Annotated in this window: 26 protein-coding genes; 9 read left to right on the top strand and 17 right to left on the bottom strand. The window is 33.4% G+C overall.

The window, feature by feature from the left end:
* Position 1: 1 nt before the first annotated feature.
* On the bottom strand, positions 2 to 427 hold the full coding sequence (locus tag SJY34_RS04160) for a PaaI family thioesterase (protein ID WP_400079183.1): 426 nt from the start codon (positions 425 to 427) through the stop codon (positions 2 to 4).
* Between the two features lie 45 nt (positions 428 to 472).
* Between SJY34_RS04160 and SJY34_RS04165 the strand changes: the two genes are divergently transcribed.
* A complete protein-coding gene (locus tag SJY34_RS04165; RefSeq protein WP_400081316.1) occupies positions 473 to 1,111 on the top strand; it encodes an alpha/beta hydrolase in 639 nt (212 codons plus the stop codon).
* 134 nt (positions 1,112 to 1,245) lie between these two features.
* On the opposite strand, the gene SJY34_RS04170 is transcribed toward SJY34_RS04165, so the two are convergent.
* The 3 genes from SJY34_RS04170 to SJY34_RS04180 form a co-directional block, all read right to left on the bottom strand.
* Positions 1,246 to 1,569: a YtxH domain-containing protein gene (locus SJY34_RS04170; RefSeq protein ID WP_400079185.1), complete on the bottom strand. Its 324-nt coding sequence runs from the start codon at positions 1,567 to 1,569 to the stop codon at positions 1,246 to 1,248.
* 100 nt (positions 1,570 to 1,669) lie between these two features.
* Positions 1,670 to 3,901, bottom strand: coding sequence for a SulP family inorganic anion transporter (locus SJY34_RS04175; RefSeq protein ID WP_400079187.1), 2,232 nt, complete (start codon positions 3,899 to 3,901; stop codon positions 1,670 to 1,672).
* Between the two features lie 276 nt (positions 3,902 to 4,177).
* Entirely contained in the window at positions 4,178 to 4,540 is a 363-nt protein-coding gene (locus SJY34_RS04180; RefSeq protein WP_400079189.1) for a hypothetical protein, read from the bottom strand.
* Between the two features lie 295 nt (positions 4,541 to 4,835).
* Between SJY34_RS04180 and SJY34_RS04185 the strand changes: the two genes are divergently transcribed.
* Positions 4,836 to 5,717: a GyrI-like domain-containing protein gene (locus SJY34_RS04185; RefSeq protein WP_400079191.1), complete on the top strand. Its 882-nt coding sequence runs from the start codon at positions 4,836 to 4,838 to the stop codon at positions 5,715 to 5,717.
* Between the two features lie 138 nt (positions 5,718 to 5,855).
* Here the strand turns inward: SJY34_RS04185 and SJY34_RS04190 are convergent, their stop codons facing one another.
* On the bottom strand, positions 5,856 to 7,097 hold the full coding sequence (locus tag SJY34_RS04190) for an RNA polymerase sigma factor (protein WP_400079193.1): 1,242 nt from the start codon (positions 7,095 to 7,097) through the stop codon (positions 5,856 to 5,858).
* Positions 7,097 to 7,444, bottom strand: a complete 348-nt coding sequence (locus SJY34_RS04195) for a YciI family protein (protein ID WP_400079195.1) — start codon at positions 7,442 to 7,444, stop codon at positions 7,097 to 7,099. Before SJY34_RS04195 ends, SJY34_RS04190 begins: the two co-directional genes overlap by 1 nt.
* Before the next feature lie 227 nt (positions 7,445 to 7,671).
* On the opposite strand from SJY34_RS04195, the gene SJY34_RS04200 reads away from it, so the two are divergent.
* Positions 7,672 to 8,034 (top strand): hypothetical protein, encoded by a 363-nt coding sequence (locus SJY34_RS04200; RefSeq protein ID WP_400079197.1) that lies wholly within the window; start codon positions 7,672 to 7,674, stop codon positions 8,032 to 8,034.
* Here SJY34_RS04200 and SJY34_RS04205 read toward each other — a convergent pair.
* Complete coding sequence (locus SJY34_RS04205; protein WP_400079199.1) at positions 8,024 to 8,971, bottom strand: NAD(P)H-dependent flavin oxidoreductase; 948 nt, start codon at positions 8,969 to 8,971, stop codon at positions 8,024 to 8,026. The genes SJY34_RS04200 and SJY34_RS04205 overlap by 11 nt on opposite strands.
* Before the next feature lie 162 nt (positions 8,972 to 9,133).
* Here SJY34_RS04205 and SJY34_RS04210 point away from each other — a divergent pair, with 162 nt between their 5' ends.
* Positions 9,134 to 9,634: a nicotinate-nucleotide adenylyltransferase gene (locus SJY34_RS04210; protein WP_400079201.1), complete on the top strand. Its 501-nt coding sequence runs from the start codon at positions 9,134 to 9,136 to the stop codon at positions 9,632 to 9,634.
* Between the two features lie 53 nt (positions 9,635 to 9,687).
* Here SJY34_RS04210 and SJY34_RS04215 read toward each other — a convergent pair whose 3' ends face one another.
* Positions 9,688 to 10,917 (bottom strand): class I SAM-dependent rRNA methyltransferase, encoded by a 1,230-nt coding sequence (locus tag SJY34_RS04215; protein ID WP_400079203.1) that lies wholly within the window; start codon positions 10,915 to 10,917, stop codon positions 9,688 to 9,690.
* Between the two features lie 268 nt (positions 10,918 to 11,185).
* Positions 11,186 to 13,087 carry a molecular chaperone DnaK gene (gene dnaK, locus SJY34_RS04220; protein ID WP_400079205.1) on the bottom strand — a complete coding sequence of 634 codons (1,902 nt, stop codon included), beginning with the start codon at positions 13,085 to 13,087 and terminating at the stop codon, positions 11,186 to 11,188.
* A 232-nt stretch (positions 13,088 to 13,319) separates the two neighbouring features.
* On the opposite strand from dnaK, the gene SJY34_RS04225 reads away from it, so the two are divergent.
* Together SJY34_RS04225 and SJY34_RS04230 are read left to right on the top strand one after the other, a co-directional pair.
* Complete coding sequence (locus SJY34_RS04225; protein WP_400079207.1) at positions 13,320 to 13,838, top strand: collagen-like protein; 519 nt, start codon at positions 13,320 to 13,322, stop codon at positions 13,836 to 13,838.
* A gap of 127 nt (positions 13,839 to 13,965) precedes the next feature.
* Complete coding sequence (locus SJY34_RS04230) at positions 13,966 to 15,390, top strand: L-serine ammonia-lyase (RefSeq protein ID WP_400079209.1); 1,425 nt, start codon at positions 13,966 to 13,968, stop codon at positions 15,388 to 15,390.
* A 147-nt stretch (positions 15,391 to 15,537) separates the two neighbouring features.
* On the opposite strand, the gene SJY34_RS04235 is transcribed toward SJY34_RS04230, so the two are convergent.
* Complete coding sequence (locus SJY34_RS04235) at positions 15,538 to 15,990, bottom strand: nuclear transport factor 2 family protein (protein ID WP_400079211.1); 453 nt, start codon at positions 15,988 to 15,990, stop codon at positions 15,538 to 15,540.
* A gap of 106 nt (positions 15,991 to 16,096) precedes the next feature.
* Here SJY34_RS04235 and panB point away from each other — a divergent pair, with 106 nt between their 5' ends.
* Positions 16,097 to 16,915 (top strand): 3-methyl-2-oxobutanoate hydroxymethyltransferase, encoded by an 819-nt coding sequence (gene panB / locus SJY34_RS04240; RefSeq protein ID WP_400079213.1) that lies wholly within the window; start codon positions 16,097 to 16,099, stop codon positions 16,913 to 16,915.
* Positions 16,916 to 16,975: 60 nt separating this feature from the next.
* A complete protein-coding gene (locus SJY34_RS04245; protein WP_400079214.1) occupies positions 16,976 to 17,677 on the top strand; it encodes an RluA family pseudouridine synthase in 702 nt (233 codons plus the stop codon).
* Here SJY34_RS04245 and SJY34_RS04250 read toward each other — a convergent pair.
* The 7 genes from SJY34_RS04250 to SJY34_RS04280 form a co-directional block, all read right to left on the bottom strand.
* Positions 17,674 to 18,420, bottom strand: coding sequence for a sensor histidine kinase (locus tag SJY34_RS04250; RefSeq protein ID WP_400079216.1), 747 nt, complete (start codon positions 18,418 to 18,420; stop codon positions 17,674 to 17,676). The genes SJY34_RS04245 and SJY34_RS04250 overlap by 4 nt on opposite strands.
* 752 nt (positions 18,421 to 19,172) lie before the next feature.
* The gene (locus SJY34_RS04255; RefSeq protein ID WP_400079218.1) at positions 19,173 to 19,694 is read right to left on the bottom strand and encodes a hypothetical protein; all 522 of its coding nucleotides are present in this window, start codon (positions 19,692 to 19,694) and stop codon (positions 19,173 to 19,175) included.
* 89 nt (positions 19,695 to 19,783) lie between these two features.
* On the bottom strand, positions 19,784 to 20,632 hold the full coding sequence (locus SJY34_RS04260) for a biotin-dependent carboxyltransferase family protein (protein ID WP_400079220.1): 849 nt from the start codon (positions 20,630 to 20,632) through the stop codon (positions 19,784 to 19,786).
* Positions 20,629 to 21,354: a 5-oxoprolinase subunit PxpB gene (gene pxpB, locus SJY34_RS04265; protein WP_400079222.1), complete on the bottom strand. Its 726-nt coding sequence runs from the start codon at positions 21,352 to 21,354 to the stop codon at positions 20,629 to 20,631. The genes SJY34_RS04260 and pxpB overlap by 4 nt, the downstream gene beginning before the upstream one ends.
* A gap of 5 nt (positions 21,355 to 21,359) precedes the next feature.
* A complete protein-coding gene (pxpA, locus tag SJY34_RS04270; RefSeq protein ID WP_400079224.1) occupies positions 21,360 to 22,103 on the bottom strand; it encodes a 5-oxoprolinase subunit PxpA in 744 nt (247 codons plus the stop codon).
* A 37-nt stretch (positions 22,104 to 22,140) separates the two neighbouring features.
* Positions 22,141 to 23,367 (bottom strand): Nramp family divalent metal transporter, encoded by a 1,227-nt coding sequence (locus tag SJY34_RS04275; protein WP_400081318.1) that lies wholly within the window; start codon positions 23,365 to 23,367, stop codon positions 22,141 to 22,143.
* Positions 23,364 to 24,470 (bottom strand): DUF2891 domain-containing protein, encoded by a 1,107-nt coding sequence (locus SJY34_RS04280; protein ID WP_400079226.1) that lies wholly within the window; start codon positions 24,468 to 24,470, stop codon positions 23,364 to 23,366. Before SJY34_RS04280 ends, SJY34_RS04275 begins: the two co-directional genes overlap by 4 nt.
* Positions 24,471 to 24,629: 159 nt before the next feature.
* Here SJY34_RS04280 and SJY34_RS04285 point away from each other — a divergent pair, with 159 nt between their 5' ends.
* Positions 24,630 to 26,801 (top strand): tetratricopeptide repeat protein, encoded by a 2,172-nt coding sequence (locus SJY34_RS04285; RefSeq protein WP_400079228.1) that lies wholly within the window; start codon positions 24,630 to 24,632, stop codon positions 26,799 to 26,801.
* Positions 26,802 to 26,814 lie beyond the last annotated feature (13 nt).

Consider the following 26,814-nt stretch of genomic DNA (forward strand, 5'->3'; position numbering starts at 1 on the left):
TCTATTTATTTTTAGGAAGTGAAATGGTTGATAAACGACAAATTGAAATTAAGTTACCCGCTTCATCTGTTACTCTAATATCCAATAACTGTGTGGTACGTCCTTTATGTAGAAACGTCGCTTTAGCATACACATAACCTTCCTTTATACTTTTAAGATGGTTTGCCGTTATTTCTAATCCTCTGACAAAATATTTATCTATATCTGTAAAAATATGCGATGCAAAACTACCAACGCTTTCTGCTAAAGCTGCTGTTGCACCACCATGTAAAACACCATCTGGTTGATGCACTTTTGGTGAAACTGGCATTCTAGCAACTAAGAAATCATCACCAAAATCTACCATTTCTATCTCTAAGGTTTCCATTAACGTGCCTTTACTCACAGCATTAACATTAGCTAAGAATTCTTCTTTAGATTGTTGCATAGAAATACATTATTTTTAATGTCGAAAGCAAAGATACCAAGAATAATGAATTCACAAGAGAAAGAAATCATATATACAACTAACAACTCCTACTCTACTTTAAATACGCTTACAAAACAGACTAAAACCGTTTGGTTTGTATGCCATGGTATGGGTTATCTAAGTCGTTATTTTCTTAAATATTTTAAAGGTTTAAATCCTGTTGAGAATTATATCATCGCACCACAAGCTCCGAGCAAGTATTATATTCAGCCAAAAATGCATGTTGGTGCTAATTGGCTAACGCGAGATGAAACTGAAGTCGGAATGAAAAATATTCTGAATTATTTTGACGCTGTTTTTGAAGCTGAAAAGATTCCTGCGAATTTAAATCTTATCGTTTTTGGTTATTCACAAGGCGTTAGTGTGGCTATGCGTTACATGACGAAACGCAAATTACAATGCTCGCAACTGGTATTACATTCTGGTGGTATTCCTAAAGAATTAACTGCATTAGATTTTGATTACTTAAATGAGGATACAGAAGTTAAACTCATTTATGGTACTGAAGATGAATATTTGGATGCAGATCGAATACGTCTAGAATCTGAAAGAGCTACTGAACTATTTGGTAGTAGAATTTCTTTATTTCCTTTTAAAGGGAAGCATGTGGTTAATGTAAATTATATAAAAAACCTAGTTTGAAACGTCGAACAATCGAACTACCATTGCAAGGAAACATGACGTGGCAATTTCTTTATTAGTAATTCTTCTCATTTATGAGATTGCCATAGCCGCACAAAAAGTGCGACCTCGCAATGACAATTCATTTTATATTTTTAACTCGTTTGTTGTAACGTTTTATTCTTTTCCTTAAGAATAGCCAATTGTTTTTCTAAAAATGTAATTGCTTTTTCTGTTTGGTGACTTGTTTTAGAAGCAATATCCTTAATTTCTTCTTTTAACTTGTCTTTACCAGATTTAGCTGCTTTAGATACATCATCTTTTACTTCTGCAAAATCACTAGAAATTTGGTCTTTTATATCATTACCTTCTTTCTTTAGGTGATTTCTTGTTGCACTACCTTTATCTGGTGCTAATAATACACCTGCTGCTGCTCCTATTAATGCGCCTATAACTAAGGCTCCTTTAAACTGAATCATATTTTTTTTCTTTTAATTAAACTTGCTTTACTTATATGTAGTAAAACTTGGTGTTTTGTTACATATAAATAAAACCAAAGGTAAAAATTAGGATTCACTGCTATATCATCTTTTGATTTAAAAGTTTAGCCAATTCTTTACCGTAGTCTATAAATGCAACGGTTTCATCTGTTCGAGCCAATTTAATTTTATCAAAAATGACGAGCGCCTCACCATTACTTTCCAAATGATAAATCTGTTGGTTTTCAAAGAATTCAATGATTTCAGAGGTGAAAAATGACCGAATCTCAGACTCCTCATTTCCCATAAGCAGGAATTTTTTAGAAAAATCTGGGTACATCTCAAAATCAATATCCTTATACCCTGAAAATGCCATTACGCGATCAAATAGTTTTTCCAACATGACTTCTTTTTCCATGGTGAAAACGGGTATTTTCTTATTCAATTTTAAGACCATTAGCGTTGTATTAAAAGTCTCCGCTGTAAAAGCCTGTCCCTCATTAAAGGTTACATCGGCAATTTCCCAAGATACATCAAGGTCTTTAAATGTTCCTTTGAGACAATTATATTTACGTTCAATAGGTCTAACTTCAAAGAAATGAAAATCCTTTAGATAGCTTGTATCCCAATTGACTTTACTTTCATATTGATACTCTTTTTCATTGGCTAAATTTTGCAATCTAACTTGCCGTGGTGATAATTTAGCTGCAGCATTGTTCAAACAAATTTTTAAAGATCTGTTATAGGTAGATGATGAAACATGTGAATCCAATCCTTTTATGACGACCTTACCACCCGTATCATTTTGTGTTTTTAAGTAATCCACTAGATAGTCCATGTACGTGATACCTACCAATTTTGTTTCCGATAGATCAATATTAACATTGGCACCTGAAGGAATTTGAGTTACTAATTTATCTACTTTCAAAATACCTAAGAAGTTCGCAATTCCTTTGATATTTAAATCGTAACTGCCATCTGAATTCGTCACCAAATTTGACCCCGATTTATAAATCATCTTAAAAAATTGAGGAATAGACACTCTCGCCAATAGCATATGACTGATCATGGCCAATACTAATCCACCAAGTAATCCAATTAATAGATTCGTATAGAGCGTTAAAACCATGGTTGCCACAAAGAATATTAATTGTTCAGTGCCTTGACTATAGACCTGTTTGAAGACAGCAGGCGAAGCCAATTTAAATCCAGTATAAACCAATAAAATAGCAAAAGCACATAATGGCACTTGTCGCATTATTGGACTTAATACCACAATAAATAGCAACAACAAAAGTCCTTGATACATATTAGACCACTTTGTCTTAGCGCCATTATGGATATTGACTGTACTTCTAATAATCACAGCAATAATTGGCAATCCCCCAATCAAACCAGCTACCATCGTACTCATTCCAATACCTATCAAATCCTTATTCAAATCGGTCTTTCGTTTATAAGGATCAATTTTATCAATTGCTTTTGCAATCGCTAATGACTCAATACTTGTTATAATTAAAATGGATACTACAGTTGTCCAGAATTCAATGGTATTAATTTTACTAAAATTAGGATGCATTATGGAATCCATAATATTATCAGGAATATCCAACAATAGCTTAGGCCCGACCTCATAAGCCTTTCCAAAGAATGAAAGTGTATGTTGATCAAAGAAATTGAAAAAATAAACGAACGGAATAGAAAGGGCTATAACCCACATTGGTGCAGGTAAAATGTGGAAAAATCGATTGGTAATCTTGGAATGAAATAATAATAAAAGTAAGCCTACCAAAGCAATAATCACAACAAAGGGATTGGCCTGAGGTATATATACAACTGCATCAATGAGGTTTTGTACAATGCTCGGACTATCAGAGTGCGTACCCATAGCAACATGGATTTGTTTTGCAAAAATGATAATTCCGATGGCTGCTAAAAGACCATGAATCACAGAAGAGTGAAAGATATCAGCTAATCGTCCTAATTTCAAAACTCCTAATAGGACTTGAATGGCGCCTGAAACAACGACTGCCGCCAATACGTAGTTAAAAGCTTGGCCTGTACCATCATCCATCAGTGCAATACCCAAAAGAATAACTGCAATGACTCCTTTGGCAGGTCCGTTGACGGATATATGACCACCTCGATAAAGGGTAGTTACAACACCTCCAATAATTGCTGAAAGAATTCCCGACATCGCAGGTGCTCCTGCCGCCAAAGCAATACCCAATGAGAGTGGCAAAGCAATAAGTGATACACTGACTGCCGCAATTAAATCACTTCTCCAATTTTCAATTAATCCTTGAAAGCCTTTTTTAGGTGTAATTTCCATGTAGTTAAATATCCAATTGACGTTTTATGATTTGATATGAGATCGTTATTAGTGACTTATATGAAAAGTGAAGTCAGCTTTTAAAACAAAAAAATACTCAGAGCGTCGTAAGTTAATAAAATTAATAATTTAATCAACTTAGCGAGAATGGAAAAGTAAAACAATACCTTTAGTTTTATCTTTACAAGAACGGTATACATGCCTGCATTAACAAAAAAAGGCTTAACATTCCAAATAGGAATATCAAGCCTTTAATTAGCAATGAAAACTTTTAAATTAATTTTTTGCTCCTATAAGTTCTGGTTTGTGTAAACTTACGACTGTAAGTACAGCTGCTCCATTAATCCAATAGAACCAAGCATCTATGCCTTTAAAACCCAAAACAAAAGGTGCTAAAATAAATACAATGGCTACTGTAAAATCTACAATTAAATGCAGTTTATACGATACTACTTTAAAGATACCTAAGTGGTGATCTGTTAGTATGGTTAAGATTAAAGCTGCTACACCTGTCGCTACAGATAATTGTAATGCTAATGGATTTGTAGCTCCTAAGCCCAATAAAAAAGGCAAAATAATAAGCGCTAATGCTACAGGATAATCTAAAAATGCGTGGATTCTTTTTGTTACAAATTTCATGATTTATATTTTTTAAAAAAGTTAATATTCCGTTGTTATGATAGATTCATAACTGTAACAAATGTAGTCTGATAGTCATGTGTTTAGAATGTCAATTGTTCCCATATCATAGGACATATTCCTTTTTTTGCTTTAATTCTTTATGTTTTTATTTTGAGATCCTTAATTTTAAGTCTTACTGTTTTTATCTCAATTTTTATTAGCCATACTTTAAATCTACATTTTAAACTTAGCAAGATTGGAAAAGTAAAACACAAACAATACCTTTAGTTTTGTCTTCATAGAAACGATACACATGACAGAACAACCAAAAGCAAAGCACTATTATCAGCAGAACTTAAATCGTGTTGTAGATTTTATTCATAATAATTTAGATCGTAAAATTGATTTGACACAATTGGCTGAGTTGTCTCATTTTTCTCCTTATCATTTTCATCGTATCACAAGAGCTTTGTTAGGTGAACCTATTGGTGGCTATATTACTAGAGCTCGATTAGAAACTGCTGCTAAAATGATACGTTATTCTACACATACTATTGAGCAGATTGCTTATAGTGTAGGCTTTGAGACACCTTCTTCCTTATCTAAAGCGTTTAAAAATCATTTTGGGATTTCGCCAAGTGCATATCGTAACAAAAAAGAATTAACTCGTACTGAGCGTAGTCGAAGTATTAAACAACAGAACATTATGAAGACAGAACTCAACATTAAAAAACCAAAAATTTTAGATTTAGAAGATCAACAATGCTTGTATTACACTATGCATGGAGCTTATCAAGACCTAGACTATCCATCTGCTTGGGAAAAACTTTGGGGACAAGTAAAAGCACAACAACTATTTACCAAAGGGATAAGACATATTGGTTTACCTCATGACGATCCTAAAATTACAGATGCTGACAAAATTCGCTACGATGCTTGCTTAATTATTCATAAAGACGCTAAACCCAATGGAGATGTTGGTGTTAAAACTCTCAAAGGTGGAAAGTTTGCAACATTCTTATATCAAGGCAGTTATAAACACTTTGCTGAAGTTTATGATTATATGTTTAATGAATGGTTAATCAACACCAATTATGAATTACGAGATGCTCCTTGTAGAGAAAAGTATATTAGTGATGCCAGACGTGTAGCAGAAGAAAAATTAAAGACTGAATTTTATATTCCTATAAAATAGAAGTTAGACCGCTTTGCTCTTAGATCCAAGAACAAAGACTTGGAACGTCATTACGAGCGTAGCGCGGTAATCTCTTCATTATGAAACTACCAACAGACAGATTACCGCGCTACGCTCGCAATGACATAAAGTAGAGTATTATTTGAGTAACCAACCAACTTTCTTTTTGAGTAAGTAGTCTTTCTCTAATGTATTGGTGACATGTTCTATAGCAAGTTCAATTTGGTTTAGAGCCGATTTAAGATTATTAGTTTCAGCATAATAATCTGCTTTTGCAGCATAGTATAAATAAGCACGTTGCTCTAAATCTTCTGGTTGCAGTTGCTCAAAATACATATCTGCTTGCTCATAATCTTTATTCTGAATACAAATCACTGCCATTGTTAATAGATGTGATGGCATTGGCTGCAGATTGTATAATGCCTTATACCATTGCAAAATTTTATTCCAATTAGTGTCTTCAAAAGTTTTGGCGCGTAAATGTTCTGCTGCTATGGCTGCTTCATAATGATAACATGAAAAATCCTCTGTTTCAACTGCTTTGTACATCATGGTATTCCCAAGTTGTACTAATGGAAAATGCCATAAGGCTCTATCTTGCTGTTTTAAATCCAATACTTCATTATCTACGTTGGTTTTTGCTGGCAATCTTGCAGAATGAAAACACATTAATGCACACAAAGCATAGGTTTCGGGTAATCTTGTTTGTTTATGCTTTAATAGTAGTTTACATAAACGTAAGGCTTCACCACATAGGTCAGCTCTAATTAATTGATCTTTATTGTTAGAATGAAAGCCTTCATTAAAGATAAGATAGAGAACTTCCATAACACTCTCTAAGCGCTCTGGTAATGTTTTTCCTTGTGGAATATGAAATTGTATATCAGATTTCTGAATAGCTTTACGAGCACGCATTAAACGTTTTTTAATCGTCTCGTCTTTAGTGAGTAATGCAGATGCAATCTCTTTAATACTAAAACCAGAAACGGTTTTTAATGCAAAAGAAATACGATCTCTAGGATCTAACTTTGGATGGCATGCTGTGAAAATCATTCGGAGTTGCGCATCTTCTATTTCGGCATCTAAGAATAACTCATTTATAGCAATTGCATCAGTACCTTGAGTAATGTTTGGAAGATTGTTTTTTTGAGCTATAAGGGTTCTAAAAATATCGAGAACTCTATTCTTTGCCGCTTTAGTTAACCACGCTTCAGGATGCTTTGGTTGTTGTTTACGCCAATATAAACTGGCTTTTATAAACGTATCTTGCACAGCATCTTCAATGATCTCAAGATGTTGTAATCCAAAAATACGTGTTAAAACAGAGACCATCTTTCCACTGTGATGGCGAAATAGATGGTCTACTAGTTTATGCTCCATTATCTATCAAATACCATGATTTCTCTAATCTCTACCGTATTACCTAAATCATAATCTGGGAAATCTTGAGCAATTTCTTGTACAGCGTCAAAATCTTTGGCTTCTATTAAATAAAATCCACCAACAATTTCTTTGACCTCAGCTGATGTTAAATCTGTAACTGTTCTGTTTTCGCCAACAACACGTCTTATTTGCGGAGTTAAAGCTTCACCTCCACGCAAAATGCCAGCTTGTTCCATTTTGCTTCCCCATGCAAACCACTTTTCCATTCTTCCCTGCATATCTTCTGGAGATAGACCAAGATCAGTGTACTCTTTTCCTACGAAAAGCATCATAAAATTTTTCATAATTTCTAAAATTTAAAAGTTTATATACTTAAGACGTTTCTCAAAATATAAAAGGGGACAAATTTGTAAAAAATTGTTTATGAAGATATAAATTTTAGGATAGCTTTAAAGCATTGAAATTGAAAATATTGAGTTCTTGATCGTTAGAATAGTAATCCAAACGATTTTAATATATACTTTACATAAAAATTATATACTTTCCTCGTTTAAATAAATAGCCCAAATAAATGAAAACCATTTTTACAATTATAGCTTTAACCTTTCTAACAGTTGGGAATGCACAATTTATATCTGAAGATGATATGCTGCATTTTGGAGTGGGTTCTGTCATCTCGGGAGCTACATATTCCTTAGTCTATGCAAAAACGCAAAACAAATCAAAAGCTTTTTGGTATAGTTTAGGAGCGTCAGCTTTTACAGGGCTCACTAAAGAAATTTTTGATGAATATGTTTTTGATGGACGATTTGATACTGGTGAATTTTTAGCGACTTCAGCAGGTGGTTTTGTAACAAGTTACACCTTCAACATCTTCACCGGAAAGCGAAAAAAGAAAAAGAAAGAAGAAAAGTTAGCTTCTATTAAACAATAAGCTTAGCTACAATATCCTTTACAGGTAGAATTGCATTGGTATGCTCTATACTTGGACCTGCTACCCAAACGGTTTTATAAGTTGCTTTTTTAGCAGCATTTTCTGTTGCTTTCATACCGATAGAAAAACGAACCATTTTCACCCACTTTTTAAGCTTACGATTCTTATTTAGCAAGTTTTCTATCCAAGTAGCTTTTGTTCCTATTTTTTGAACATAAGGCGTGTTAATTACTGTACATGGAGTACCAGAGATACGTTCTGTCATAATAATATCCTCAGCTCCATAATCTACACAAGCTTGCTTATACTCTTCTGTAACGCCTGCTTCTACTGAAGCTATAAAGGGGCTGCCAACAGAAACTCCTGCTGCACCATAACTTATCATTCTATCAATATCTGCTTTGCAACCAACTCCACCTGCTGAAATCACAGGAATACTTAATTCTTTATGCAATAAACTTGTTAATTGCTCTGGTGACAAGTTTCCTCTATGACCTCCTGCCTCATTGTTTACGGCTATAGCTGCATCTGCTCCAAGTTGCTCTACTTTTTTTGCAAATCGCAAATCTGTAACATCACAAAAAACCTTAATACCAACAGCATGTGCTTGTCTAATGGTTTCCTCAGGGCTTCCTAATGAGGTTATTATAAAGTCGCAACCTTCCTCACAGATAACCTCTAACTGACCTTTATATTTAACATTAGATTTATTGACAATTAAATTGAATCCAAATGAACCACCTTCGACTTTATTAGCCTTAAGTTCTTTAATTGCCGCTCTTAACTCATCTAATGTTCTGTAATTTAATGCAGGAATACAACCAGCAATACCGGCTTTCATAGCTTCTGTGACCATGGCTACGTTAGATACCAAAAACATTGGAGCTTGGATGATTGGATATTTAATGTTTAGGAGTTTTGTTAGTTTGGTTTGCATATTTATCAGAATAATTATGATGCAAATATAAAGTTTTTTATTATGCACGCATAGTATTTTGAATATAATCCGTACTCAGAAAACCATATGTGTCTGATATATATCATTGTGAGACTCTGACTAAAAATCTACTTTTAAATATTAATCTTAAAAACACTTATCATGAAAAAGTCAATTTTAGTAATACTTTTGCTCACATTGAGTAGTCAAGTATTTTCACAAGTTATTGAACTAAAAGAAGTTGTAATAACAGCAGTCAATTACAAGTACTTAAACGCAGTCGATTCAGAAGAAAACGCAATTTCGGTTCAAGAGTTAGAAGAAAAAGTAGCAATGTTCGATATTAAAAGCTCAGAGTTTTATAATGATGAATATGATACTTATAATATTTCATTTTATATACCAGATGGAAAAATTTTAGCTGCTTATGACAAAAATGGTAAATTAATCAGAACAATAGAGAAGTTTAAAAACGTAAAATTACCAAGTGCTGTTTCTAGCGCAATTGCAAAGCGTTTTCCAAATTGGACTATAGTTAGTGATGTTTATCAAGTTGTCTTTCATAAAAGCAATGATGTTGTAAAAAAACAATACAAGGTAAGACTCAAAAATGGAGACAAAAAAATGAAAGTAAAACTTGATGAAAAAGGTAATTTTGAATAATTCAGTGAATTAAAAGTTTATTGAAAGCGTCTAACAGGAATGTTAGGCGTTTTCTATTCTAAAAACCTGTAGTAACCACACTTTAAATAAGCTCCTTCGGGAAATGAAATTGGGTGATCACTATCGTGTTTTGTTTTTAGCGTGGTTTCAAAAAGTCGAGATTGTGCATTAAGCACTCTAGTGTTTAAATCGAAAAATGATTGTGCTAAAACTCTAGACGAACACGATGCCAAGACCAATAAGCCATTCTTAGCCGTCAATTGCGCTCCCAACATTGCTAATTGTGCGTATTTTTTTTTTGCTAAATCTATTTCGGACTGCTGTTTTGCAAAACTCGGTGGGTCAATTACAACCACATCATAAGTTTTATCTGCTTGTATCAAAGCTTTCATTTCTTTAAACGCATCACCAGAAATAGTTTTATGCCTTCCAGTATAGGTGTTCAGTCTTCCATTTTCTCTTGCAAGATCTAAAGCCTGCTTGCTAATATCTAAACTTGTGACTTCTTTTGCTCCATTGGCCAAAGCGTGCACAGAAAAACCACCAGCATAAGAAAACACGTCTAAGACAGTTTTATCATTACTCAATTCGCCTACACGTCTTCGGTTATCTCTATGATCTAAAAAGTAACCAGTTTTATGCCCTTTAATAACATTAGCTGTGAATTTAACTCCATGTTCTACAAACTCAACCACGTCGTTATACAACGTTCCATAAATCACTTCTCCGTCTTTTAAATTGTGATTTTTATCGTCTTGTAAATTTCTACTTAAACGCATAACGACAGCTTCAGCATTCGAGATTTGCCGTAAACTGTGTAAAATAGGTTCTAGATATGGCAGCCATATTTCTGAATATAATTTTACCACTAAAACCGAAGCATAAACATCTGCTATCAATCCAGGAAAACCGTCATTCTCACCAAATAGCAAACGGTAACTGTTGGTATTGGTTTGAAGTAATTCTGACCGTTTTTCAAAAGCTAATTCTATTTTATGATGAAAGAAATCAGCACCAATTTTTACTTTCGTTTCCGCATTATGGATAATTTTTATTCGGATTGGAGAATTTGCATCGTATAAACCTAAACCAACAACTTTATTTTTATTCTTACTAAAAATAATAGCCAAATCACCTGCCTTAGCATCATCATTAATCTTTACAATACTATTTGAAAATACCCAAGGATGCCCTTTTACAACAAACTGCTCGCCTTTTGCGTTGAGTTTTACTGCTAAGCGTTTTGGATTGTAGTTAGATTGTATTTTATCTGTAAAGGACATCGTTATTTGTTAGCTCCCGAAAGTACAAAAGTTAATTGTACTGTCATTCCTGCGAAGGCAGGAATCTATTTTTCAATAATATTTAAATTAATGGATTCCTGCCTTCGCAGGAATGACAAAACAAGACGTCAAGGCTAACAAAAAACGCAACCAAATTAATGATTGCGTTTTATTATAGTATACCAAATTTTTCAGATATCATAAGATACTTCGACTTCACTCAGTATAAGCGATTCATACCACTTTTTCTAAAAAGTGGGTTCTCTGCTTACTTCACTTCTTCGAAATCTACGTCTTCCACATTATCGCCTTCAGCTTCTGGTTGCTCTGCTCCTGCTTCAGGACCAGCAGCTCCACCTTGCGCTTCTGCTTGTGCTTTATACATTTCTTCACTTGCTACTTTCCATGCTTCATTGATTTTCTCTAAAGCTGGTTCTATAACTGCGATATCTTTTGTTTCGTATGCTTTTTTCAACTCTTCAAGTGCATCTTCAATTGGCTTTTTCTTATCATCAGATAATTTATCACCAAATTCAGTTAATTGACTCTCAGTTTGAAAAATCATAGCATCTGCCTGATTCAATTTATCAGCCGTCTCTTTTGCTTTAGCATCTGCTTCAGCATTTGCTTCTGCTTCTTGCTTCATCTTTTGGATTTCTTCTTCTGTTAATCCAGATGATGCTTCAATTCTAATATCTTGTTTCTTTCCTGTTGCTTTATCTTCTGCAGATACTTTGATGATACCATTGGCATCAATATCAAACGTTACTTCAATCTGAGGTGTCCCTCGTCTTGCTGGTGGAATTCCATCTAAGTGGAAACGACCAATTGTTTTGTTATCTGCTGCCATAGGACGCTCACCTTGTAATACGTGAATTTCTACTGATGGCTGATTATCTGCTGCTGTTGAGAATACTTGCGATTTCTTTGTCGGAATCGTAGTATTAGCTTCAATCAACTTCGTCATTACATTACCCATAGTTTCGATACCAAGAGATAATGGAGTGACATCTAATAAAAGTACGTCTTTTACATCACCTGTTAATACACCACCTTGGATACCTGCACCTAGAGATACAACCTCATCAGGATTTACACCTTTACTTGGTGCTTTTCCAAAGAACTTCTCTACAGCTTCTTGTACTGCAGGAATTCGCGTAGAACCACCTACTAAAATCACTTCATCAATATCTGACTTAGATAAGCCTGCAGCTTTTAATGCTGTTTCACATGGCTCAATTGTACGCTTGATTAAATCATCAATTAACTGCTCAAATTTAGAACGTGTCAATGTACGTACCAAGTGTTTTGGTCCACTAGCTGTAGCTGTAACGTATGGTAAATTGATTTCTGTTTGTGCAGAAGATGATAATTCTATCTTCGCTTTTTCAGATGCTTCTTTAAGACGTTGCAAAGCCATTGGGTCTTTACGTAAGTCCATATCTTCGTCAGCCATAAATTCTTCAGCTAACCAATTGATGATTCTTTCATCTACATCATCACCACCTAAGTGTGTATCACCATCTGTAGATAATACTTCGAATACTCCATCACCTAACTCAAGGATAGAAACATCATGAGTACCTCCACCAAAATCGAATACTACGATTTTTTGATCTGTACCTTTTTTGTCCATTCCGTAAGCTAATGCTGCTGCAGTAGGCTCGTTGATAATACGTTCTACTTTTAAACCTGCAATTTCACCTGCTTCTTTGGTCGCCTGACGTTGTGCATCGTTAAAATAAGCTGGTACAGTAATTACCGCTCTACTTACGTCTGATCCTAAGTAATCTTCAGCGGTTTTCTTCATTTTCTGAAGAATCATAGCTGATAGTTCTTGAGGTGTATATAAACGACCATCGATATCTACTCTTGGAGTATCATTGTCGCCTTTTACCACTTTATATGGTACACGTTCTGCTTCTTTTTTAGACTCAGAATACTTATTACCCATAAAACGTTTAATAGAATAAACCGTTTTTGTTGGATTAGTAACTGCTTGTCTTTTTGCTGGATCACCAACTTTAATCTCACCACCTTCTACGAAAGCGATAACCGAAGGTGTTGTTCTCTTACCTTCAGCGTTTGGGATTACAACTGGCTCATTACCTTCCATTACGGAAACACAAGAGTTGGTTGTACCTAAATCAATTCCAATAATCTTACTCATAATTAATATATATGTTATGTTCTATTTTTAATTTTTAAACTCGGTATCAATAATTCAATGATTATGCCATTACAAAAAATGTGACATGATGTCAGATATGTTTTTTTTGAAATTAATATTCTATTCGCATAGTTTGGTATTAGTTTTGATATAATACAAGAAACTATAAATAATGAATTGTTCATGTGGAAGTACCATATGACCTAAAAAATAATTCAAAAAAATTTTACACATGAAACGTATATTATCTTTTATCACAGTATTTACTTTATTATTAACTGCTTGCGAAGGCCCTCAAGGCCCTCCCGGTTTTGATGGCTTTGATGGACAAGATGGTCAAAATGGACAAAATGGAGTCAATTTTGTAGGTCAGTCCTTTGAGAGCACTATAGATTTTACCGCTCCAGATTATGCAGTAAGTATAGAAGTTCCTCTTGATATCGATTTAATTGAATCTGATATGGTTTTAGTATACCACCTTAAAGACGTAGTAGATGAGTATGATGTCTGGAAACCGCTTCCGGAAACTGTTTATGTAAATTCTGGTGAGGAATTTCAATATAACTTTGAACACAACTTTGATTTTGTAACTATTTTTATTGAATCCCATCCTGAATTTGATTTCAATCAATTATTTGAAGATGAAACACTAGGTCAAACCTTTAGAATTGTTATACTACCTGTTGACTTTGTCAATAGCTCAAATCTAGACATTAATGATTTCAATGCTGTAATGGAAGTTGTGCAATAGACTTTAAGCATCTAAATTTATAATAAAAGTCTGAACTTAGGTTCAGGTTTTTTTTATGCTTTAATTTTTTTCAAGTTAACCAAGTATGAAATAACAAAACGTATATTTGATATACTAAAACTAACTAATGGAATGTATTTCTATTTTTGATATGCTAAAAATTGGCATAGGCCCTTCTAGTTCTCATACACTTGGGCCTTGGCGTGCAGCAAAGCGTTGGATTAAAGAGCTGAAAGACAAAAAACGATTTGACAAGGTCGAAAAAATCACAGTCGATTTATACGGCTCTTTGTCTCTAACAGGAAAAGGACATGCCACAGATTTGGCTGTTCTTTTAGGACTGAGTGGTGCAGATCCAGAACGTATCCCAGTGGAAAGTATAGATACAATTATTGCAACTATTAAAAGTCAAAATATTTTAATGTTCAATAATGAAAAGCCACTCGCCTTTGATGTAAAAACGGATATCATATTCAATCGTAAGTTTTTACCTTTTCATGCTAACGCCTTAGTTTTTTCTGCTCTAATAAATGGAAGGAATTACAAATCGACCTACTACTCTATTGGAGGTGGATTTGTGGTACAAGAAGAGAGGAAAATCTCGAAAGCCAATAAAATAATTTTCTATTGCACGTTTCCTTACCCTATTTCTTATGGTGATGAATTATTAAAATTCTGTCATCAATTAAGTTTACCGATTTCTGGAGTGGTCTTAGAAAATGAAAAATCCATACGTGACAACGCATCTATAGATTTTGAATTAAAACGTATCTGGGACACTATGCTAGAATGCATGTATGTTGGCTGCCATACGGAAGGCAATCTACCAGGTGGACTCAACGTACGACGTCGTGCATATGACATTCATAAAAATCTTATTGGAGACTATAAATATGAGAATCCCCAGGAATGGCTTGAAACAATTCGTAAAACCGAAGTTAAATTTCGACAAATTTTAAAATGGGTAAGTTGTTTTGCTTTAGCTGTGAATGAAGTGAATGCATCTTTAGGACGTATTGTAACGGCTCCAACAAATGGAAGTGCTGGTGTTATTCCGGCTGTATTAATGTATTATTTGGTCATTGAAAATCATAAAGCCGATTTTAATCACATTAAAAAATTTCTGTTAGTTGCTGGTGAGATTGGTAGTATCTTCAAAAAAGGAGCAACTATATCTGCTGCTATGGGAGGTTGCCAAGCAGAAATCGGAGTCTCTTCTGCAATGGCTGCTGGTGCACTTTGTGAATTGTTAGGCGGTACACCAGAACAAGTTTTAGTGGCTGCTGAAATTGCCATGGAACATCACTTAGGCTTAACCTGCGACCCAATTGGTGGCTTGGTACAAATACCATGTATAGAACGCAATTCTATGGGAGCGATAAAGGCAATAAACGCTGCTGAATTGGCCCTAGACACAGATCCAAAAAATGTAAAAGTGCCGCTAGACAAAGTTGTCGCTACTATGTGGGAAACGGCTAAGGACATGAACACTAAGTATAAGGAAACCTCTGAAGGTGGGTTGGCAGTGGGAGTGCACTTAACAGATTGCTAGAAAAGCCCATCTAAATCTTCCCAGAGGGAAGACTTCCCACTCAGATGAATATAATCCACACATTCAGAATAATTAAAATTTAATATCTTTAGTTTAAAACGTTCGAGTAAGAATTCCTTCCCTCTGGGAAGGCTAGGATGGGCTACTTTATTCACAATCTCGTCTTCTTGTATCCACTAAATAAATGATTTTCCATTTGTCACCTTCTTTCATTAATTGAAACGAATTGACTCCACAATGGCTAAATTTTTCCTGATACCAAAACTCATAAGACACCCATATATTTGCCATATTTCCATCTGTTTGAATATTAAAGTCCAATAGTTTTTCTTCAAACGATCTATCTTTTGGTATACTAGCAATATTCTTAATGAAAATATCAAACTTATCTTCTTTTAAAACCGATTTACCCTCTTTATTAATTGAAATAGATTGTAATATCACATTATCACTAACAAAAGATTTTAACGCTGTAGTATCTTGCTTATGAAAAGCTTCAAAAAAATCAATAACTGTGGTTTTTACGTTTTCATTTTCTGACTTCTGAGCATTTAGTGTAATTGCAAAAGCTAAAGTAAAGACTAATAATAATGATTTCATAGTATTGAAGTTTCAGACAAATTACAGATTTGATGGTATTTGTGACTTAGATTAAAGAAAAGTTTAACAAATCTGATTATTTTTACAGACAACTAATTTTAATAACATGTCAGTAGCTAAAAAAGAATATAAAAGAATCACCGTAAAGTCGTTAGTAGATATGAAGTCTAGAGGCGAAAAAATATCGATGCTCACAGCATATGATTATACAATGGCTAAAATTGTAGATGGAGCAGGTATTGATGTGATTTTAGTTGGTGATTCTGCTAGTAATGTTATGGCAGGTCATGAAACAACATTACCAATTACTTTAGATCAAATGATTTATCATGCCTCATCTGTAGTTAGAGCTATTGATCGTTGTTTAGTTGTGGTAGACTTACCTTTTGGAAGCTACCAAAGTGATCCTAAAGAAGCGTTACGCTCAGCCATAAGAATAATGAAAGAATCTGGAGGCCATGCCGTAAAAATGGAAGGTGGTAAAGAAGTAAAAGAATCTATAAAACGAATTTTACATGCTGGAATTCCGGTAATGGGACATTTAGGATTAACGCCACAATCCATATATAAATTTGGTACATACACTGTTAGAGCAAAAGAAGAACAAGAAGCACAACAACTAAAAGAAGATGCGTTAATGCTCGAAAAAGCAGGCTGTTTTGGTATTGTTTTAGAAAAAATTCCTGCGGCTTTAGCTAAAGAAGTTGCGGAGAGTGTTTCAATTCCAGTAATTGGAATTGGAGCTGGTAATGGTGTAGATGGACAAGTATTAGTAACACATGATATGGTTGGTATGACTCATGAGTTTAATCCACGATTTTTACGTCGTTACATGAATTTGTATGAGGACATGACAAATGCCTTCACGCAATATGGTGACGATGTTAAAAGTGGTGATTTTCCTAGTGAGAAGGAGCAGTATTAGTGATTAGTGATTAGTGATTAGTGATTAGTGATTAGTGATTAGTGAAAATTCGTGGAATTAGTGTCGAAAAAAATTCTTTCAAATAAAAATAACCTTCAAGTTCTTCATGAAGACAACCACATCATCATTGTTAACAAACGTGCAGGAGATATTGTACAAGGAGATAAGACTGGCGACAAACCGCTTAGTGATGTTGTAAAGGAATATATAGCTGAAAAATATAATAAGCCTGGGAATGTGTACTTAGGTGTTGTACATCGTTTAGATAGGCCAACGACGGGAATTGTCTTGTTCTCTAAAACAAGTAAAGCCTTACCTCGACTAAACAAATTATTTGCTGAAAAATCTGCAAAAAAAACCTATTGGGCTTTGGTAAAAAATGAACCTCCAAAAACTCAGGATACTTTAGTGCATTGGTTAAAAAAGAATCCTAAAAACAATAAATCTACAGCCTACCATAAAGAGGTTGAAGGCAGCAAAAAAGCAATATTACACTATAAAGTTATTAAAAAACTCGATAATTTTTATTTACTAGAAGTTGACTTAGAAACAGGACGTCATCATCAGATCAGAGTACAACTATCATCTATGGGCTGCCCAATTAAAGGTGATCTTAAATACGGTTTTGACCGCAGTAATAAAGATGCAAGTATCAGTTTGCATGCGAGAACATTACGATTTGTTCATCCTGTAAAAAAAGAAGACATTAGCATTACTGCTCCTTTACCAAATGATCCTCTTTGGAAGGCTTGCATAAATTAAAGCGTTCTATAAGGGTATTCTAGAAGAAGTGTTGTTCCCTTTTCTGGTTGAGATTTTAGTAGAAACTTCGAATTAATAAGTTCAGCTCTTTTTTCCATGTTTATTAGACCAGAACCTTTTTCTGCAGATGTAATATCAAAACCATTTCCATCATCTTCGACTTTAATATTCAAATGTTTTTGTTGGTAATCTAAATTAACTTTTAAATGCTCAGCTTCAGCATATTTTAAAGTATTCGAAAAAAACTCTTGTAAAATTCTGAACAAAATGATTTCGTCTTTTTTATTTTCAAAAGCTACTTTTTCACCCTCAATAAATATACTAGAGTCAATTAAACCCATTTTATTGATGCGTTCTATTTCGTTTTTTACCGTTACTTCAAAACCTAAATTAAAAATAACATCGCTATTTAAAGACTTTGATAATGCTCTTACTTCATCTAAAGTACTTTTTAGCGTTTCTGCTGCATTGGTAACTTTAGTTTTAACTTCATCATTTACCACTTTTACTGCAGCATTCATTTGCATTGTAGACATAACAAGCATTTGCCCAATGTTATCGTGTAATTCTCTACCAATATGCTTTAATGTTTCTTCTTGAATTTCTTGTTGAGTTATGATTAGCTCTTCGTCGAACTTTTGTTGCTGTTTAATTTTATCTAATAAAAGTTTATTTTTTCGTTTTTGAAAAACTATAAAAAATGTAATTATTAAAGCTACTACAATTAACAATACACTTATCATGTAGACTAGTAAATATCTTTCAGCATCCGTGCTTACTATCTTACTTGTTTCTTGCACCATATAAGAGAAACCGTTAGTGTTAAATAAAAGAAGATATTAGTCAACAAGAATATCTGCCATTTTAGAATTACGAAATTCATATCCAATTCTTCATAATATACCTCATAAAAGATTAATGGTCCAGTCACAATTGACCATAATAATACTATTGAATTTATGTAGAAATATATTGACTTATAGAAATGTATAACTTCTTCAGATTGTAATATCTCAATAAAATATAGCGAAACACAAATAAATATCATCCATAGACTCATAAGGGTAAGAAACATTGAGCCAATAGAAAATAAGGATTCAAAATTAAATATTGAATACAAAACAAATAAGCCTATAAATACGAAATAACAATATTTCAGAAGCATTTTATATGGCTTCTTTTTTAGAATGTTATAATTAACTTTTGATAGAAAACCTGTTAACACTAAATTCCAAAATATATTATACCACCAATAGTTTTCTTCAAGCAAAGTACCTTCTGTTAAATGAGATAAATCCAAATTTTTTAATACTCTAGGGTAATAGCCAATTAAATCAATGAAAAAGGCTAAAACCAAGAAGTAAATCAAATATTTGGCGTTACTATTCTTATATTTTTTAAATAATAATAGTCCCGTAAAAGCTGCAAGAAATTCTACTGAATAAGTCAAAGTTGTATAATATTCCGTTAAAAAATCTTGCACCTTACTTCAATTTTATTGTGGATAATTTGCTCCCGGCGGAAAACCTTGATGCCCAATATTCAACCCATCAGCGCCTTGAATATCACCACTGCCACCTTGTAGCATTGGAAACATACTGCCATTAGATTTATTTGACTTGCCTGTTGGAACAATAAACATAGTTGTTAAACCCTCTTGTCCATCAACCTTAGGATACGCTCCTAAATATATGCGCAAACCATCCATAGTATAGCCTAACTCACCTGCTTGGTTCTCTGCATGATTGATAAAATTCTGAATATCTTCTATTGCCCACCAAGATGATCTATTATCTCCACCATCAGTAGATTTTCTATAGAGTGAATCATTTATAATACGATGCTTAATGTCATAAGCTCTATCAAGAACCATAGCTTGTTTTGCTTTGATAATGCCTTTGGGTGCTACTACTGTTGGTGGTCCTGATTCTGTAGTTGAGACATCGTTGCAGCAATAAAAATACATAGCTAGTGCCCCTAAGATAATTCCTAGGAGGAGTAATCCGAAATTTTTCATAATAAGTTTAGATTATTTAATTAATAGTTGTTCTAAGTTATTGAATTTATAGAACATACGGAATTTTTATTAAACGTTTTCTTACAGCGTTAGTCTTTTAGACTGATTTTTAAGCTGTTACCTGTAGTTTTCTGACTTAAGACGTTTATCGCCTTTTTTGTTAGTTGAAGAATTCTTGGGTAGCCGCCTGTAGTTTGGCAGTCTCGCATTAACACAATTAATTGACCCTTAGGTGTTAACTGTACTGTTCCTGGCAAAACTGGAGCTGTTAATATTGGGTCTAATGAGTTTCCTAATAAGGGTTCTAATTGATAAGCCATTCTATTATTAAGCTTTGAGACCTTCCATTCTGAATGAATCAATTTATTCTTTTGTTCACTAGAAAGCTGTTCAAATTCTGGTCCCTCATAAACTTCTAGGTGATTACTATTTAATATTGAATTATCAAATTTAACATGAGCATGTGAATTTTCAAACTCTTGCTTATCATCCAAATAATCAACACCATCATGTACAGAAAGATGTGTGGCTCTTGTAATATTACTAAACATGCTTCTGCTTTCAAAAATCTTCTCAGTAATAAATCCTCCTTTAACCGCTAAGTAACTTCTAAATCCTTTTTCTAATCTGCCAAAACTGAGGATATCGTTACTTTCTATCGCTATTACTGAATTCATCCCAATAGCTACATCGTTTAATTTGGGCTTCATATACGCACCAGAAATCACAATTCTGGTTGGTTTTAAAAATTGAAGTGTTGGACCAACCATTGTAACTTCAATTGTTGCACAATCTTTAGTATTACCCAAAAGTGCATTTGCAAAGCCACTAGAATATATGTCCATTGCTCCAGAAACAGGTATTCCATATTGTCTATACCCAAAACGTCCTTCATCTTGAATTGTAGTGAAGAATCCAGATTTTAATACCTTAATCATGCTTTTAAAGATTTTAAATCAAATTCTGAATTCTCAATATTCGTTTTGATATTATAGTATTCTGAAATACTAATAGGCTGAAATTCAACTTTGTCACCAGACTTTATAAAACATGGTGGGTTTTGATTACTATTAAACAATTCTACAGGTGAATTCCCTATAATATGCCAACCACCTGGACTATCTTGTGGATAGATTCCGGTTTGGCTTCCTCCAATAGCAACTGACCCTTCTTTTACATGGAGATTTGGACTAACTTTTCGATCTAAATGCAATCGAGAATCAAGTCCTCCTAAGTATAAAAATCCAGGTAAAAAACCGATAAAATAAACAGTGTAGACAATCTCAGAATGTAGTTTGATAATTTCAGCTTTTGAAAGCTGTTTTTGATTTGAAAAGTCCTGTATGTCTAATGCTAATTGATCAGCATAACACACAGGGATTTTCCAGTGGGTAGGTTTTAAAGTTTCTGATGGATTTTGTTGATGATATAGTGATTTTAGGGTGAATACTTTACTATTGAAATTACCAATAGTATAATCATAAACAATTAAAATTGAATTATATGTATGTATTACTTCAACTTTTTGTTTAATATATTTTTGTTCAATAACAAATTTGAATCTTAATACGTCTTGAAGTATATTTTCGTCAATAACAGCTTTCCATTCTATTAAAATAGAAGATTCATTATAACTAGAATACTTAAGATTATAAATCATAAATTCTATTGAATTAAAATATGATTTTTTGGTAATTCTTGATTCAGAAATTCTAAAATTTCAACTGCATTTTTTGTATCACCATGCACACAAAAAGTGGATGCTTTTATTGGCACTTCTACTCCATTAATTGACTTTACATTATTATGTAAAATCATGCGTAACATATGATTTAAAATTTCAGTCCTATTTATCAATAGCGCATTTTCTTTTTTGCGAGATACTAGAGATAAATCGTCATTATAATTTCTATCTGCAAAACCTTCAAAAGTGACATCAATATTTGCTTTACTTGCGAAATCAGCAATTATCGACTTATAAGGTGCATAAAGTTTTATTGGTAATGCAATACTCTTTACAACTTCAATGACAACTGCTGCTATTTTTTTGTCTTTTGCAGCTAGATTATATAATGCTCCATGTGGCTTTATGTGATGTAGTTGCCCTTTTTGAGTATACAATACATTTTGAAGCGTTCGTATTTGCTGTTTTATACTACTATATAAATCTGCAACTGATATATTCATATCTAACCTTCCAAAGTTCTCTCTGTCAGGAAATGAAGGATGCGCACCAATTTTTACATTGTATTGCTTTGCGAGTTGTATAACTTTAGTCATGGTCTCTAAATCACCTGCATGTCCGCCACAAGCTATATTGCACGATGATAGAAACGGCATTAGATCTGCTTCGTTCCCAATACCTTCACCAACATCTGCATTTAAATCTATTTTTAAAATATTATTCATCAAAAACACCCCTAAAGTCCCCTCAAGGGGACAATTCTCAAATTAAATTAAAAACACTTAAGATGCCTTTAGCACCTAAAAAGATAGTCACAATTAATATCATCAGCCCAAATATATTCTGAAGTTTAGAATTTTTATAGTTCTCCAGAATATTCGATTTATTCATTACCCAAAGCAAAAGTCCAGCAATAATGGGTAACAACAAGCCATTTGCAACTTGAGCGAATTTTATAATTTCAATAGATTTAAAACCAATTGAAGAAAACAGAACACCTAAACCTAAAATGATTATCCAAACTAATCTAAACTTGGTTGATTTCAAATCACTTTTCCAACCTAAGCAACCACTAGCAACAAAAGCTGCTGCCAAGGGAGCAGTTATTGCACTCGTAATTCCGGCTGCAAATAAACCTGTAGCTAAAAAGTATTTGGCGAAGCTTCCAAATAACGGCTCTAATCCTTTAGCCAAATCTGATGCACTAGAAATATTTTGAGTTGGGATTGCTGAAGCAGAAATTATAATACACATAGAGACAAGTCCACCTACAACAACAGCAATAATGGTATCTTTCCTCGCATAGCTCAAATCACTTTTGTCTTTCCATTTGGTCTTCGCTAAAGACACATGCAGAAATAAATTATAAGGCACAACTGTAGTACCAATAAGACCAATTATGGTCAGAATACTTTTCTCAGGAAATGTGGGAATAAAAGCTCCTTTAAAAATGTCGATCAAATTTGGTTTTGTAATAATCGCCGTGATTAAAAAGGCTAAACTCATTAATATGACTAAGAATATTAACGCTTTTTCTAGTACCTTATAATTTCCGATATAGAGTAACACAAAGGCAATGACACCAATAATTAAAGCCATAATATTGAGCTTTAAACCAGCTATTTCAAAAACGGAATTACCAAAAAGCGTTTGTACACCTAAAGCTCCACCACTTATATTACCTGCTTCGTAAGCCGCATTTCCTATAACTATTGCACTTAAAATAAGAAGAATTACAAACCCTCTTAAGATAGGATTTTGAATTTCTTGTCTAATAATTTCGGACAACCCTTTTTGTGAAATGACGCCTAATCTCGCGGCCATTTCCTGAAGAATTACCGTTGCAAATATGGACAATACCATTGCCCATAATAAAGCATAACCAAAATTAACTCCTGCTATGGTGCATACAGTCACAGTTCCTGGTCCAATAAAAGCTGCTGCTACAAGTGGTCCTGGCCCAATATTTTGAAAGAATTTCTTCATTATTTCTCTATCGAATTCAAGGCATAGATTGCAAAACTCCCTAACCAATGACCGCCTTCGTAACTATCACCAACAATACTCGGTAAAGAATAATTTATGTGCATATTCGCCAAGTTTTTAAGGTGATTATATTCTGGTAAATCTTTCGCTATATATTTGAGACTCCATGCGCGTGAAAAGTTAACACCATCAAGATGAACCAATTTTCCATCAGTTCTGTCTGAAACTTCACCAACAGCAATATCAAAATCTTTTTGGCTTAATTCTGGTAAAAATTCGGTTATCCAAACTTTAAAATCTTCTAGTTCTAAAACACGCTTCATTAAAGCAGCTTCTTCTAAACAAGGCGATAAAAAGTCGAATCCACTTGGTTCCCATTCTAATGGACAACCTTCATCTTTACTATAAAAATCCATTGCACGCTCTTCTATTAAAGTAGCAAGTTGCTCATTATCTACTGTAGTCGCATAATCATAGGCAAAGCTTAATCCAAAAGCGGTATTAGGATGCTCACCTACTCTAATAGGATAATTAAGCTTTGGCAAAAATTCAAGGTATTTATTGACGATTAAGTCTGTCATAGGCTGAAGATTAGATTCTAATTCGCGTGCCACATCATCATCCCAAGTATGCAATTCTTCAGCCAATTTTAATAACCATGCCCAACCATAGGTGCGCTCAAAAGATTTATTATACTGTCCTTCAAAATATAAAAGTTCTAGTTCTATGTTTTCTTTTGAAATATTCTGAAGCAATTTTTGCTCAATATCTGCTTTTCCATCTATATCTGGAAATTGCTTTAATAGACTTACCAAACTCCAATGGCCATGCACTGCTGAGTGCCAATCAAAACAACCATAAAATGCAGGATGCAATTCTTTTGGTGATTTTAAATCGGCATTACTTCCAATAGTTTGATTGAGTTTATTTGGGTATTCCGTATTCATACAATGTAAGGGTAATTGCGCTAGACGGTTGGCTTCTTCTAAATTTAAAACAGGAATACTTGCAGTTTCAACTTCTACAATTGATTCATGTGACTCATTTTTAACCTCATTACAATTCAAAATTAAAAGAGCAAAAATTAATAAATAATAACTTTTCATTGGATTTATTATAATAGTATATCTCAAAAATACAATAATTACAGTTGAAGCTTACTCCTTAAGAAAAATTCAAATCCCTTAACAAACAGTTTCATTTTAATTATTTATCTTTCAAAATCAATAGTTAAAACCTAACCTTAATCTATAATTAGCTATTAAATGAAAGAAGCTGGTAAAAAGAAAAAATGGATCAATACTTTAAAGTTTTTTGCAGCATATCTTGTTGCTGCATGGACATTCTTACAGTTTGTCGATTGGGTTTTAAACCGTTATAATATTTCACCGCACTGGGTAGATATTTTATTATGGTTCTTTATAGGAATAAGTCCTTCACTACTAATTTACTTATACCACCAAGAGCGCTTAAGTAAGCGCATTTTAAAACTACGTGAAAAGATAATTATACCTCTCAACGTTATTCTTCTTGTCATTGCGTTATACTTTGGTTTTGGAAATAGTGATCTTGGAGCCACTACTAAAAATATTTCTTACGAAAATGAAGCTGGCGAATTAGAAACAAAAACCATTACTAAAGAAGAATTTAGGGTAGGTATACCTATATATGGCTTCAAACAGATTGTTAAAGATAGCACCACTGACTGGATGCGCTATGGCATAGGAAAGTTATTATACGAAGACTTATTACAAAATAAGAACTTAAGTCCAGAATTTGATTATTTAACCAACACAACAACCAAAATTAGAGAAGCCTCCTTATTTTATGATTTATATGTAGACGGAAGCTATCAAAAGACAGGAGATACTTATGAAATAACAACTCACGTAAGAAAAGCTAACAATGGAAAGTCGATTAAAAAACAAAAATTTACTGGGCCAGATTTCATGAAATTGCTTGACGATATTAGCATATTTATTACCTCAGAAGCGGGTTTTGTTGAAAATAATAATACTATTAATTATATCGACTTACCCATAAATGAGTTTATAAGCAATTCATTACCTGCATTAGAAGCTTATGCAAATTCCGATTACACAAGGGCTTATGATATTGATAAAAGCTTTGCATTAGCTTATTTAGAGCAGGCCAAACGAAATACTGTATATAACAGAGGTAAATTAGAAACTCAAGATATTATTGATAAAGCGTTCTCATTAAAAAATGACTTGCCTTTACAAAAACAACTAGAAGTTTATATTCAAAGAAGTTTAGCTTACGAACGGTATGACGAAGCCGAAAAACAAGTAAAACTACAACTAGAAGTCGATCCCACTAACGAATTCTATAATAGTGTATTATTCGCTATATATGGCGAAACCAAAAATACGGAAAGCTATATAGAAACTGCTGAAAAGTTATTTGATGATGATCCTAATGCTTATTCAGGATTAAATTTAACAGAAGCCGCAATGGTTAACGGTGAAGAAGATAGAATCATTGAAGCTCTAAAAGCATACGAAATTATACAACCTGCAATAAGCGCTTTAAAAATAGAACCCTTGATATTAAAAGGTGATATTAAAGAAGCTAGGTCTGTATTTGAGGAATACAAACTATCTAATCCAGATAATAGCAATAGAAATAGAGCGTACGATTCAATATTTGATTATTTGAAGGATAGCAAACCAAAAATTGAAGATTTAAGACAATTCGTTGGCACTTACAGATCTGAACAAAATGAGCTTGTTCTTGAATACTGGATTGAAAAAGACAGGCTAGTAGAATTCGTAAAAAACCAAAACATGGATATTATGGTACCAGCAGGACCAAATGCAATTGGAGGTGGTTTTATACAAAATACTACTTTCTATAGTAAACTCGTTAAGGACAATAATGGAAAGATCATCGGACTTATGAGTTATCAATTTAATTGGAATAATACAAGCCAACGTTTATATTACAAAATAGACAATCACATTCTCGCAGCAAACCAAGCTTTTGAGAAGCAGGACTTAAAATTAGCCGACTCCTTATATAGTATAGCTATTGAACAGAATCCAAAACATAGTTATCTCAAAAATATATCAGCACACATAAAATATATTTCAAGTAACAGCACAGATTCTATACAGTTGCAAAACAAGAGATATGCTGGTGATTACGGTCCTAGAAAATTTTGGATTGAAAACGATAAATTTTATTATAAACGTAAAGGAGAATCGAGCGAATTAGTAAAAGTAGAATTATTACCAATTTCTCAGAATCGCTACATGGATTTAACCCGATTAGGAACTTTAATGGAATTTGTAGAAGATTCGTCAGGAAAACTAGCTTCAAAAGCCTACAGTTATGTTGTAGGCGAAGAATTACGTTTTGAGTGGGAATTTCTTAATAATGATGAAGCAGTAAATTACTTTTTAAAAGACGACTAATTCAACTTACCTT

Origin of the sequence: Winogradskyella sp. R77965 (assembly GCF_044594915.1) — a bacterium.
GTDB lineage: Bacteria > Bacteroidota > Bacteroidia > Flavobacteriales > Flavobacteriaceae > Winogradskyella.